Source organism: Flavobacterium sp. GSB-24, from assembly GCF_027924665.1.
Taxonomy (GTDB): Bacteria; Bacteroidota; Bacteroidia; order Flavobacteriales; family Flavobacteriaceae; genus Flavobacterium.
In genome coordinates, this window is sequence record NZ_AP027043.1 from 3,153,195 (window position 1) to 3,165,760 (window position 12,566).

Annotated in this window: 11 protein-coding genes; 6 read left to right on the top strand and 5 right to left on the bottom strand. The window is 34.3% G+C overall.

Features of this window, described 5'->3' with window-relative positions:
* Positions 1-12 precede the first annotated feature (12 nt).
* A complete protein-coding gene (locus QMG60_RS13640; protein ID WP_057118407.1) occupies positions 13-1,272 on the bottom strand; it encodes an OmpA family protein in 1,260 nt (419 codons plus the stop codon).
* Positions 1,273-1,472: 200 nt separating this feature from the next.
* Positions 1,473-2,990 (bottom strand): choice-of-anchor I family protein, encoded by a 1,518-nt coding sequence (locus QMG60_RS13645; RefSeq protein WP_134141737.1) that lies wholly within the window; start codon positions 2,988-2,990, stop codon positions 1,473-1,475.
* A 183-nt stretch (positions 2,991-3,173) separates the two neighbouring features.
* Here QMG60_RS13645 and QMG60_RS13650 point away from each other — a divergent pair, with 183 nt between their 5' ends.
* On the top strand, positions 3,174-4,214 hold the full coding sequence (locus QMG60_RS13650; protein WP_281865279.1) for an agmatine deiminase family protein: 1,041 nt from the start codon (positions 3,174-3,176) through the stop codon (positions 4,212-4,214).
* A gap of 338 nt (positions 4,215-4,552) precedes the next feature.
* Here the strand turns inward: QMG60_RS13650 and fahA are convergent, their stop codons facing one another.
* Positions 4,553-5,836 (bottom strand): fumarylacetoacetase, encoded by a 1,284-nt coding sequence (fahA, locus tag QMG60_RS13655; RefSeq protein ID WP_057118404.1) that lies wholly within the window; start codon positions 5,834-5,836, stop codon positions 4,553-4,555.
* A 109-nt stretch (positions 5,837-5,945) separates the two neighbouring features.
* Here fahA and glyA point away from each other — a divergent pair, with 109 nt between their 5' ends.
* The 4 genes from glyA (at position 5,946) to QMG60_RS13675 (ending at position 9,702) form a co-directional block, all read left to right on the top strand.
* Positions 5,946-7,220 carry a serine hydroxymethyltransferase gene (gene glyA, locus QMG60_RS13660; protein ID WP_057118403.1) on the top strand — a complete coding sequence of 425 codons (1,275 nt, stop codon included), beginning with the start codon at positions 5,946-5,948 and terminating at the stop codon, positions 7,218-7,220.
* 130 nt (positions 7,221-7,350) lie between these two features.
* Positions 7,351-7,944: a tRNA-(ms[2]io[6]A)-hydroxylase gene (locus tag QMG60_RS13665; protein WP_113678404.1), complete on the top strand. Its 594-nt coding sequence runs from the start codon at positions 7,351-7,353 to the stop codon at positions 7,942-7,944.
* Between the two features lie 216 nt (positions 7,945-8,160).
* Positions 8,161-9,201, top strand: coding sequence for a GMP reductase (locus QMG60_RS13670; RefSeq protein ID WP_281865280.1), 1,041 nt, complete (start codon positions 8,161-8,163; stop codon positions 9,199-9,201).
* 3 nt (positions 9,202-9,204) lie between these two features.
* Positions 9,205-9,702 carry a GNAT family N-acetyltransferase gene (locus QMG60_RS13675; protein ID WP_281865281.1) on the top strand — a complete coding sequence of 166 codons (498 nt, stop codon included), beginning with the start codon at positions 9,205-9,207 and terminating at the stop codon, positions 9,700-9,702.
* Positions 9,703-9,847: 145 nt separating this feature from the next.
* Here the strand turns inward: QMG60_RS13675 and QMG60_RS13680 are convergent, their stop codons facing one another.
* Positions 9,848-10,426 carry a pentapeptide repeat-containing protein gene (locus QMG60_RS13680; RefSeq protein ID WP_281865282.1) on the bottom strand — a complete coding sequence of 193 codons (579 nt, stop codon included), beginning with the start codon at positions 10,424-10,426 and terminating at the stop codon, positions 9,848-9,850.
* Between the two features lie 157 nt (positions 10,427-10,583).
* Between QMG60_RS13680 and aspA the strand changes: the two genes are divergently transcribed.
* A complete protein-coding gene (gene aspA, locus QMG60_RS13685; protein ID WP_057118398.1) occupies positions 10,584-11,993 on the top strand; it encodes an aspartate ammonia-lyase in 1,410 nt (469 codons plus the stop codon).
* A gap of 70 nt (positions 11,994-12,063) precedes the next feature.
* Here aspA and QMG60_RS13690 read toward each other — a convergent pair whose 3' ends face one another.
* A complete protein-coding gene (locus QMG60_RS13690; protein ID WP_281865283.1) occupies positions 12,064-12,543 on the bottom strand; it encodes a hypothetical protein in 480 nt (159 codons plus the stop codon).
* Positions 12,544-12,566: the final 23 nt, after the last annotated feature.

Below are 12,566 nucleotides of genomic sequence, written 5' to 3' on the forward strand. Positions count from 1 at the left end.
AATTCTTTAGAATTATCTTACTTGGAAAGTAACTCTTCTCACGATTTGACGTGCTTCTTTAGAATTTTTGTTCACAGAAGTATCTTCACCGTTAGCAATTACATTTAATCTAGAAGCATCAATTCCAGCATTTGTTGCTACTTTTTTCACAGCTTCAGCTCTTTTTCTAGATAATTCAGTATTGTAGCTTGAGCTTCCAATTTCGTCAGCATATCCAATGATATCTGCAGATTTACCAGGATTATTTTTCAAGTATTTTACTAAGAAATCAACACCAGATAAAGAAGCGTTTGTTGGTTTAGACGAATTGAAATCGAAATAAACGTTTACATAACCACCGTTAATTAATTCTTCAACAGTATTGTTTGTAGCTGTTCCAGCGCCTTTCTTTTCGTAAGTTTTATCTAAATAGCTTTCTAACTCATCCGGCACACCATTTTGATTCGTATCAATAGATTGTCCTTTTGTGTTAACAGCTACTCCTGCAATTGAATTTGGTTCTAAATCGTATAAGTCAGCAACTCCATCTTTGTCTGAATCGATAAGACCAGTTTCGATTAAGTCCACTCTTTTTTCCAATTCACCAATTCTATCTTCTTCGCCAACCCAGTCAGCATGTTTTTCATTTTTACCTAGGTAGAAAGTTAAACCAACAGAAGCATTTAATAAAACACCGTCAAAAGATCCAGTTGTTGTATTACCCATTCCGTCGAAGTTCCAGTTTTGTCTTCCGTTAACAATTCCAGTAAGATCTCCAGTTAAGGCAACTCTATTGCTTAATTTGATTTGTCCAGTTAAACCAGCGATTCCATGTGCCATGTAATCTTGTCCGCCAAATCCTGTTTCAGTACTAATTTGAGAAACTCCAAAACCACCATGTGCCAAAACACCAATAGTGTTTGTCCAAGTTTCAAAATTTAAGGCACGTCCAACATTGATAACTCCTTGTAAACTCGCTCTAACGTAACGGCTTTCAAAATCTGGAGTATTTTTTTTCTCTTTAAATTGGTCGTATCCAACATCTAATTTCAAACCAAATTTTGGATTAAACATATATCTCACACCCAAATCTCCGTGAAAAAAATTCGCAGATTCTGTAGTGTAACCAGGAGTCATTGTTCTCGTAGGTTTGTTAACACCACCATTAAGTTCGATAGACCATTTGTTATATTCTTGATCTACACTTGGTGTGGTAGAAGTCGGAGCCATATTTTGTGCGCCTGCCGCAATGGATAGTAGTAATAAAGATACTGATACTAATTTCTTTTTCATGATATCAAAAATTAAATTGTTTTTATTTTAAACTCATGACAAAATTAGAGGACGTGTTTCAGAATGTGTTCTATATGCTCTTACATAATTCCCACCTTTTGGCATTTAATTATGTAAATACGTTAATATTAGTATAATAGAAACCAAAAAAAAAGAACAAAATTCACATTTTGTTCTTTTAAGTATTTGTTAAAATAGTATTATTTCAAATCTGGCTGATAAATTTTAACCGTTCCATCACCTTCACTGCTTACTACTAATAAGCTTCTTTTTGTAGGACTTTTCGAAGCTGGAATGAATAATATGCCTTCTGGTGCGTCACCTGTTTTTACAGTTTGTAAATATTGCGGCGAATTTGGATTAGTAACATCATAAGTCATAAACGCATCAGATCTTTCTAGACCAACAAACAAAATGTTTTGAGATCCCATTTTTGCCACATATACGGCTTCGGGTTCAGAACCTTTATCGTCACTGCGTTTATCATCGTAAGTTCCTAATTCGTTAGTTTTTTTATCTACATCATTTTTACTGTCATAAACGATTTTTCCAGTGTTTCCATTCCAAATAGAGAACGATCTTGCGCCAAAACTTACCATTTCGTCTAAATCTCCATCGCCATCTGTGTCTCCCATATCAGTAACAAGATTTAATCTTCCTAAATTAGCGTCTAGTTTCAAAGTAGCTGCATCAGGAAAAAGAGTTGCATCAAGTTTTAAACTTTTCATACGTTTGATATCTGTGTTGGCAGTATATTCTCTTGCATCACCTTCGTTTGCAGTCACAAAATAAGGAACATTATTAGCAGAAAAATGACTAATAGCATCTGGCATAAACATTCCTTTTACTTTCCAAGGATTAAAAGCAATTTTATCATCACTGTCGCTTACATCAATAGCATTTTCAGCAGTATTGAAATCTTTAAAACCTAAAGGATAAATAGCAGTAATTGTTTTAGAAGTTAAATCAACTTTTGCTACACCGTTGTTTTCTTGTAAAGTAACCCAGGCAGTTTTAGAATCGTCAGAAATTGTAATATATTCTGGCTCAATATCCTGAGCGAAGCTTTTAGCAGCTTTTGAAATTCTAAATCCATCTTTTGCTAATGCAGCAGCCTGACCGCTGAAAGAAGCGAAATCTAAAGTTGTTACAGTATAAGTACTAGTTTCGATGATTGAAATCGTTCCGTTTGGATCTTGAGAATAATCTGTATTTGGTTCACCCTCATTAGCAGTCATAATATATTTTCCGTCTGGAGAAAATGTAATCATGTCAGGCAAGGCTCCAACTGTAACTTGTTTGATTAAACTGTAATCTGAAGTATTGAAAACAGCAACTTTGCCGTTTCCTTGTTTGTTTGCTGTAGATTCTAAAGCCACAGCTAATTTTCCGTCAAAAACAGAAACACTATTTGCTGCACCTTCGTAAGCTACCAGATCAATTTTTCCAATTTTTGTTGGTTTTGTTGGATCGGTAATATCAATAACATCAATTTGGTTTACACCACTATTGTTTACAGTAAATAATTTTTTTGTTTTTTCGCAGTAAGCAGAGATTTCAGCAGCAGCTTCGCCTCCAATAGTAATAGAGCCAATTTCTTTAAAAGCTGCAGGGTTTTCGTTTACCACAATTTCAGGTTCGTTGTTTGTGTTTTCATCATTATTACAGCTTGCCATTATAAAAAGAGCTGTTAATAGAGAAATAGATACTTTTTTCATGTGTTAGTTTTTAGTTCCGGCAAAAGTAATTACAGCATTTCTGTTCAAGATTAAGGATGTATTATTTAATCTTTAACTTAATTTTTAGAAGATATTTGTTTTGAAACCCCAATCAATTTTAATCAATAGTTTTATAATCCTAGCGAATGCTTATCTTTGCACTTTCTAAATTAGAACCTATTTATGTCAACAAATAATAGAAGATTTCCAGCAGAATGGGAAAAGCAGCAAGGAATTGTATTGTGTTTTCCACACAATGGCAACGATTGGCCAGGAAAATACGAAGCAGTTCAATGGGCTTTTGTAGAATTCATTAAAAAAGTAGCCACTTTTGAAACGGTTTTTTTAGTCGTGGCCGATGAAAAGCTAAAAGAAAAAGTTGCCGAAATGCTTGAAAGAGCCCGTGTAAACATTCAAAACGTTTCTTTTATTATTCATAAAACAAACAGAAGCTGGATGCGTGATTCTGGACCAATTATAGTAAAAAATGGTTCTAAAAGAGAAGCTTTAAATTTTAACTTCAACGGTTGGGCAAAATATAAAAACTATCAGCTGGATAAATTTGTTCCAGGTAAAGTTGCTGATTTTATTGATGTTCCATTAACTCAGGTTACTTACAAAGGAAAACCAGTAATTGTTGAAGGCGGCGCTATTGATGTAAACGGAAAAGGAACATTACTTACTTCTGAAGAATGCTTAATGCATCCAACAATCCAAGTTAGAAATCCTGGTTTTACTAAAGAAGATTACGAAGCCGTATTTAAAGAATATCTTGGAGTTACCAATGTAATTTGGCTTGGAGACGGAATCGAAGGTGATGATACACACGGACATATAGATGATTTATGCCGATTTGTAAACGAAGATACGATCGTTACAATTGTAGAAACAGATAAAAATGATTCTAATTATAAACCTTTGCAGGATAATTTAAAACGTCTGCAAAATGCAAAATTAGAAAACGGAAAATCACCAGTTATTGTAGCGTTACCAATGCCAAAACGTGTTGATTTTGAAGATTTAAGACTGCCAGCAAGTTATGCTAATTTCTTGATTCTGAATAATTGCGTTTTAGTTCCAACATTTAATGACAGTAATGATCGCGTAGCTTTGAATATACTTTCAGAATGTTTTCCAGACAGAGAAGTAATCGGAATCAGCTGCATTGATTTCATATGGGGATTCGGAACGTTACATTGCTTAAGCCAGCAGATTCCTTTATAGAAATAACTGCTACTAGCCAATACAGTATAAATTTTATTTTTTTGTCAGGCCTGAGCGAAGTGGAAGCCCACGCAAAGTTTTTTCTCAAAGTTTGAATAATATAATAATCTAAACCCGAAAGGTTTTTAAAACCTGTCGGGTTTTATTGCGTTTACTATAAAATGAAACAAGAATAAATTATCGCAACATTCAAAATAAAAAAAGCTTGTTAGAGTAAACTAACAAGCTTTTTTATAATTTATCGATACCATCAACCATTAACCATCAACAATTAAAAAAATTAAAAATTAACCATTAACCATTAACAATCAACCATTAACAATTAATGTCTTTTCTCTTCATGGTCTAATAAATGGAGGTAAAAGCTGGCTGCAAACTTCTCCGAAACCAATTCTTACTTCTGCATTTTCGCAGAAACCTCTAATGATTACAGTATCATTATCTTCAATAAATTTACGTTCACTTCCATCATTTAATTTCAACGGATTTTTTCCGCCCCATGTTAATTCTAACATAGAACCAAAACTATCAGGAGTTGGTCCAGAAATAGTTCCAGAACCCATCATATCACCAGAATTTACACGGCATCCGTTAGAAGTGTGATGCGCCAATTGCTGACTCATCGACCAATATAAATACTTGAAATTTGATCTTGAAATAATAGTTTCTTCTTGATCCTCAGGTTTTAGAGATACTTCTAAATGAATGTCAAAAGTCTTTTTTCCTTTAGTTTGAAGATAAGGAAGTGGTGATGGGTCTTGTTTCGGCCCCTTGGTTCTAAAAGGTTCTAGAGCATCCATAGTAACAATCCATGGAGAAATAGAAGTTGCAAAGTTTTTAGCCAAGAATGGTCCAAGCGGTACATATTCCCATTTTTGAATATCACGCGCACTCCAGTCGTTCAATAAAACCATTCCGAAAATATAATCTTCGGCTTCATAAGTTGGGATATTTTCTCCCATTACATTTACATCTGTAGTAATAAAAGCAGTTTCAAGCTCAAAATCTACTAAACGAGACGGTCCAAAAACTGGATATTTTTCTCCAGCCGGAAGCGTTTGCCCCATTGGTCTGTGCACCGGAATTCCTGATGGAACAATTGTAGAGCTTCTTCCGTGATATCCAACTGGAATATGAAGCCAGTTTGGCAATAAAGCATTTTCTGGATCGCGGAACATCTTTCCTACGTTTGTAGCATGCTCTTTACTAGAATAGAAATCAGTATAATCACCAATCAAAACTGGTAACTGCATCTCTACATCTTCGATTTTAAATATAACAATATCTCTGTGTTTTGTTGAATCTCTTAGCTGTGGATTGTTTTCGTCGAAAATATCAGCGATGCGATTTCGCACCAGACGCCATGTTTTTTTTCCGTCAGAAATAAAATCATTCAGCGTATCCTGCATGAACATATCATCGGTTAAATCAATTCCTTCAAAATAGTTTAATTGTTGTAAAGCCCCTAAATCTATAGCATAGTCGCCGATTCTTGTTCCTACGGTAACGACATTTTCTTTGGTAAGAAACACGCCAAAAGGAATATTCTGAATAGGGAAGTCGCTATTTTCTGGCACTTCTAACCATGATTTTCTACTGGTGTCGTTGGCGGTTATAGGCATGTTTAATGTTAATTATTTGTTGAAAAATTACATGTCAAATATATCATAATCTAGCAGTTTGACAAACGTTTTTTTGTATTTTTGCGTGAAATTAACGAAAAACAAAGAAATGCAACGCGACGAACAAATTTTTGATCTTATCCAAGAGGAGAAAGAAAGACAAATTCACGGACTAGAACTTATCGCTTCAGAAAATTTTGTAAGTGATGAGGTAATGCAAGCAGCTGGGTCTGTTTTAACTAATAAATATGCAGAGGGCTATCCTGGCAAAAGATACTACGGCGGTTGTGAAGTAGTTGATGTTATTGAGCAGATTGCTATTGACAGAGCCAAAGAATTATTTGGAGCTGAATATGCAAACGTACAGCCTCACTCTGGTTCTCAAGCAAATACTGCTGTTTACCATGCATGTCTAAATCCTGGTGATACAATTTTAGGTTTCGATTTATCTCACGGAGGTCACTTAACTCATGGTTCTCCTGTAAACTTCTCAGGTCGTTTATACCGTCCTGTTTTTTACGGAGTAGATGCTGAGACTGGTCGTTTGGATTATGATAAAATTCAAGAAATTGCAACTAAAGAACAGCCAAAATTAATTATCGCTGGAGCTTCAGCTTATTCTCGTGATATGGATTTTGCTCGTTTCAGACAAATTGCTGACAGCGTAGGAGCGATCTTATTTGCTGATATTTCTCACCCTGCAGGTCTTATTGCTAAAGGATTATTAAACGATCCAATTCCACATTGTCATATTGTTTCTACAACAACTCACAAAACATTGAGAGGACCACGTGGAGGTTTGATTTTAATGGGGAAAGATTTCGAAAACCCACAAGGGTTAAAAACTCCAAAAGGAGAAATCAGAATGATGTCTTCCTTATTAGATTTAGCTGTTTTCCCTGGAAACCAAGGTGGACCTTTAATGCACATTATTGCTGCTAAAGCGGTTGCTTTTGGTGAAGCACTTAAAGATGAGTTCTTTACTTATGCAATGCAATTACAAAAAAATGCAAACGCAATGGCTGATGCTTTCGTAAAAAGAGGTTATAATATTATCTCTGGCGGAACAGATAACCACATGATGCTTATTGACTTAAGAAATAAAAATATTTCTGGGAAAGAAGCTGAAAATGCATTAGTAAAAGCTGAAATTACAGTAAATAAAAACATGGTTCCGTTTGATGATAAATCTCCATTTATCACTTCTGGAATCCGCGTCGGAACAGCTGCAATCACAACTCGTGGTTTAGTTGAAAAAGATATGGAAACTATTGTAGCTCTTATCGATAAAGTTCTTACTGATCACACAAACGAAGATCTTATTGAAGAAGTTGCAGAAGAAGTAAACGAATTAATGAGCGAAAGACCAATTTTTGCGTATTAAGAAATAGTTTCAAGTTTAAAGTTTCAAGTTTAAAGTTTTACGCTGTTCGAAAGACAGTTTGAAACTTTAAACTTTTTTCGTTCCTAAAAGAACCTGAAACCTGAAACCTGAAACAAAATAACAAAAGACTATGGGCGTACTAAGATTACAATTGCCAACAGATCCAAGATGGGTAAATATTGTTGAGAAAAACATAGAAGAAATCTTGACAGATCACGCGTGGTGCGAGCAGAAAGCAGCAACAAACGCAATCACAATTATTACAAACAATTCTGAACATCAAGATCTTGTTCAGGATTTATTGGCACTTGCCAAAGAAGAAATCGATCATTTTGAACAGGTTCATAATATCATCATCAAAAGAGGACTAAAACTAGGACGTGAGCGTAAAGATGATTACGTAAATGAATTATACCAATACATGAAAAGAAGCGGTGACGGAAGTCGTGTTTCTGGATTGGTAGAAAGATTATTATTCTCAGCAATGATCGAAGCTAGAAGCTGTGAGCGTTTCAAAGTTCTTTCTGAAAACATAAAAGACGAAGAACTTGCTGTGTTTTACAGAGAATTAATGGAAAGCGAAGCGGGACATTATACAACTTTCATCACATACGCTCGTAAATACGGAAAAGGAATCGATGTTGAAAAACGTTGGAGAGAATGGCTGGAATTTGAAGAATCTATCATTACCAATTACGGAAAGGGAGAGACGATACACGGGTAAGTTTTAGTTTTAAGTCTCAGTTGCAGTTTTCAGTTTCTACGTTTGTCAGGCTGAGAGAAGTCGAAACTATCTTGTAAATAAAAAAATCCGTTTTAATCAGCGTTTTCGCGAAAGCGAATCCGTTTAATCCGTGTTCTATTTACGCAATAATTTAATAAAATCTACAATCTAAATTCTAAAATTCCTTACATTTGAGAGTAACCAAAATCTTGAAATATGAGAATAGAAATGGATTTAAAACTAGGTTTTAAAGATGTAATGTTTAGACCTAAAAGATCAACGCTAAAAAGCCGTTCTGAAGTTTCTTTAGAGCAAAATTTCAAGTTTTTGCACAGCACAACATCTTGGACAGGAATTCCGATTATGGCTGCCAATATGGATACCGTAGGAACTTTTGAAATAGCGAAAGTCTTAGCGGGAGAAAAGCTCTTTACTGCAATTCATAAACACTATACTTTAGAACAATGGAATAGTTTCTTGAAAGACGTCACTCCAGATTTCTACAATTATATTGCTGTAAGTACAGGAACAGGGAAAGAAGATTTTGAAAAGATTGGAAAGATAATTACCGCAAATCCGTTGTTGAAATTCATTTGCATCGATGTTGCAAACGGTTATTCGGAGCATTTTGTTCAGTTTTTAAAGAAAACCCGTAAACAATATCCGGATAAAATCATTATTGCAGGAAATGTAGTTACGGGAGAAATGACAGAAGAACTACTTTTAGCTGGTGCTGATATCGTAAAAGTCGGAATTGGGCCAGGTTCTGTATGTACAACTCGTGTCAAAACGGGTGTTGGCTATCCGCAATTATCGGCAATTATCGAATGCGCCGATGCTGCTCATGGTTTGGGCGGACATATTATAAGTGATGGCGGATGTACAACTCCCGGTGATGTTGCAAAGGCTTTTGGCGCTGGCGCTGACTTTGTAATGTTAGGCGGAATGCTTGCAGGACATTCTGAAAGTGGCGGAGAACTGATCGAAGTAAAAGGTGAAAAATTCAAACAATTTTACGGAATGAGTTCTAAAACCGCAATGGACAAACATGCTGGTGGTGTAGCAGAATATAGAGCAAGTGAAGGAAAAACAGTTCAGGTTCCGTTTAAAGGAGATGTGATTCATACTGTTTTAGATATACTAGGAGGAATAAGAAGTACCTGTACTTATGTAGGAGCTTCAAGGTTAAAAGAATTGACTAAACGAACGACTTTCATCCGCGTAAGCGAACAGGAAAATCAAGTTTTTACAAAATAAAATATGATTACAATTACCGAAGCATCAATTGAAGATATTACTAAAATTCAAGAGATTGCAAACATTACATGGCCAATTACTTATGGCGAAATTCTAACAAAAGAGCAGTTGGATTATATGCTGGATTTGATTTATTCTGATCAAGCGTTATCGAAACAAATCAAGAATAAAGAACAGTTGTTTTATTTAATTTCAGATTCAGAATCCATAATTGGATTCATTGGAATTGAGCATAATTATAAAAACGAGGCAATTACCAAAATTCATAAAATCTATCTTTTGCCAGAGACACAAGGAAAAGGTTATGGTAAAATTGTTTTTGAAGAAATTGGAAAAATGGCTTTAGAGAATAATTCAAAAGAACTTTTATTAAATGTAAACCGATTTAATACGGCGTTGAATTTCTACAAAAAACTTGGTTTCGAAATCAAAGAAACGGTTGATATAGAAATTGGAAATGGGTATTTAATGGAAGATTATGTGATGGGGAAAAATATTTAAAAGTAGTTTTTTCTTAATCTTGTCATTTCGACGAAGGAGAAATCACACAAGTATTTCCGCAAAGTAAATCGCCAATCTTTGTCGAGTGTGATTTCTCTCCCGAAGCCTCGGGATCGGAATGACAAACTGCACCTATTTGGCTCATTCAACTCACAATCACATCATGTTTAAATAATAACCCTTTCACTTCATTCAAAGAAAAAACAGCTTTCTTTAATTTAGTTTTAGAAGGATCAATAGTATAATTATAACTCGTTTTAAAATCGGCTTTGTTGGCTATGGCTTTTGCAAATTCAGCGCGGTACAAATCGCAGTTGGCAAAAATTACACTTGTTAAATCTACTGCCATAAAGTCAACTGCTATCAAACTACAATTCGTAAATACTGTTCCTTTTAGTTTTAAGGTATAAAATTTAGAGAAATCCAAAATGCAGTTATTAAATGCAATTTCAAAAATCAGTTTGTCACACATTGCAAAATTCACATCTTTAATTTCACAGCGGTTAAAAGTGGCTGTTCTAAAGGCAACATAATTAATTTTTGCTTCATTAAAAATACAATCGTTAAAAATGCAGTCAATAAAGGTTACAGCAAGAAAAGTACAGGCAGAAAAATTACAATTATTAAAAACGCAGCATTCAAAATCTTTAAAATTAAGATCGTCTTTGTCGTAAATAATCGTATTGTATTCTTTATCAAGAAAATATTCGCTTTCTTTTTTCAACTGTATTGTGATAATTATTTGAGGCTGAAAAGGTAATAATTTACCACAAAATATTCTCCGTTAATTGTAAATGATTTTGATTTCATTCATATTTTTATCCATAATTTGATGTAGCTTTACGCTTATTTTTTTTAGTCAAAACATATTATTTTATTATATGGAACCAACAAGAAAGGAACATGATTTTTTAGGGGAATTAGAAATTCCGAATCATTTATACTACGGAATCCAGACTTTTAGAGCCGTAGAGAATTTCAATATTACAGGAATTCCGATTTCAAAAGAACCTTTGTTTATCAAAGCTTTAGGTTATGTGAAAAAAGCTGCAGCTCTTGCCAATAAAGACTGTGGCGCAATTGATCCTAAAATTGCTGAAGCAATCTGCTACGGAAGCGATCAGGTTATTGCTGGTAAATTTGATCAGGAATTTGTGAGCGATTTAATTCAGGGCGGCGCAGGAACTTCGGTAAATATGAATGCAAACGAAGTTATTGCGAATATCGGATTAGAATATTTAGGTCATAAAAAAGGAGAATACAATTTTCTTCATCCAAACAATCATGTAAACTGTTCACAGTCTACAAACGATGCGTATCCTTCGGCATTTAGAATTGCTTTGTATTTGAAAATGGAAAGTTTTATTAAAACTTTTGCAGGTCTTGAAGTTGCTTTTGCGAAAAAAGGAGAAGAGTTCAAAGAAGTTTTAAAAATGGGAAGAACGCAGCTGCAAGATGCGGTGCCAATGACTTTAGGACAAGAGTTTAAAGCTTATGCCACAACAATTGGAGAAGATATTCAACGCTTAAAAAATGCTCAGGATTTATTATTAGAAATCAATATGGGAGCAACGGCGATTGGAACAAAAGTTAACGCTCCAGAAGGATATCCTGAAATTTGCGTAAAATATTTAGCTGAAGAAGTTGGAATTCCTTTAACGCTTTCACCAGATTTGATTGAAGCAACGGTAGATACAGGCGCTTACGTTCAGATTATGGGAACATTAAAGCGTTCTGCGGTTAAGATTTCTAAAATCTGTAACGATTTACGATTGTTGAGTTCTGGACCAAGAACTGGTTTTAATGAAATCAATTTGCCAGCGCGCCAGCCAGGTTCATCAATTATGCCTGGGAAAGTAAATCCAGTAATTCCAGAAGTGGTAAACCAGACTTGTTTTTATGTAATTGGTCAGGATTTAACGGTAACAATGGCTGCAGAAGCAGGACAGTTACAGCTAAACGTTATGGAACCTGTTATTGCTTTTGCGATGTTTACGTCTTTAGATTATCTTTCAAATGCAATTCAGACTTTAATTGATAAATGTATTAACGGAATTACAGCAAACGTTGATCATTGTTATAATATGGTGATGAACAGCATCGGAATTGTAACGCAGTTAAATCCAATTATTGGTTACGAAGAAAGTGCAAGTATTGCGGGTGAAGCTTTAAAAACAAACAAAAGCGTACATCAAATTGCGGTTTTGGAAAGAAAATTAATTACTCAGGAAAAATGGGATGAAATTTATTCTTTAGAAAATTTAATTCATCCAAAGTTTATTACGAAATAATATTTATTATAACATTAAAAAGCCGTCAATTACTAATTGACGGCTTTTTTAATTTATTCAGTGATTATTCTTAGTTGATTATTTTATAAAATAAACCAGCCATAAAAACAAATGCAATGAGACATAATATATTAACTCCAAAAACTTTTAAGTATTTTTTTACGGCAGTATCATCACTTCTAAAAAAAGTATAATTCATAACGGTCGCAACCCCGCCAATAAATCCGCCAATTGCTCCACCACTAAGTACAACAAGAATAGGGAGTCCGCCGATAATATATTCGTACCATTTTAATTTCGCTGCCATGCGGTATTTTTGACCATTTATATTTAAGCATTGTGCAGAAATATCAGGAATATTGGCTTTAGGAAAAGCTTTAACTATTTCATCATTAGCTCTTTTTATTAAAAATGGTTTTCCTTTTTCTTTGCTTTGTTCTACCAGAACACCATTTTGTTTTAAAGTTGCTTTTCCTGAAAATATATTATTTTCATATTCAAATTTGTCATTTGGAAAATCTGTCAGGGTAAATTCAAAATTATTTTTCATTTTATGTATGCTTTTTGTTTTTT

Coding starts and splice junctions, on each gene's coding strand:
- QMG60_RS13640 (WP_057118407.1), bottom strand. CDS start 1,272: ATGAAAAAGAAATTAGTATCAGTATCTTTATTACTACTATCCATTGCG.
- QMG60_RS13645 (WP_134141737.1), bottom strand. CDS start 2,990: ATGAAAAAAGTATCTATTTCTCTATTAACAGCTCTTTTTATAATGGCA.
- QMG60_RS13650 (WP_281865279.1), top strand. CDS start 3,174: ATGTCAACAAATAATAGAAGATTTCCAGCAGAATGGGAAAAGCAGCAA.
- fahA (WP_057118404.1), bottom strand. CDS start 5,836: ATGCCTATAACCGCCAACGACACCAGTAGAAAATCATGGTTAGAAGTG.
- glyA (WP_057118403.1), top strand. CDS start 5,946: ATGCAACGCGACGAACAAATTTTTGATCTTATCCAAGAGGAGAAAGAA.
- QMG60_RS13665 (WP_113678404.1), top strand. CDS start 7,351: ATGGGCGTACTAAGATTACAATTGCCAACAGATCCAAGATGGGTAAAT.
- QMG60_RS13670 (WP_281865280.1), top strand. CDS start 8,161: ATGAGAATAGAAATGGATTTAAAACTAGGTTTTAAAGATGTAATGTTT.
- QMG60_RS13675 (WP_281865281.1), top strand. CDS start 9,205: ATGATTACAATTACCGAAGCATCAATTGAAGATATTACTAAAATTCAA.
- aspA (WP_057118398.1), top strand. CDS start 10,584: ATGGAACCAACAAGAAAGGAACATGATTTTTTAGGGGAATTAGAAATT.
- QMG60_RS13690 (WP_281865283.1), bottom strand. CDS start 12,543: ATGAAAAATAATTTTGAATTTACCCTGACAGATTTTCCAAATGACAAA.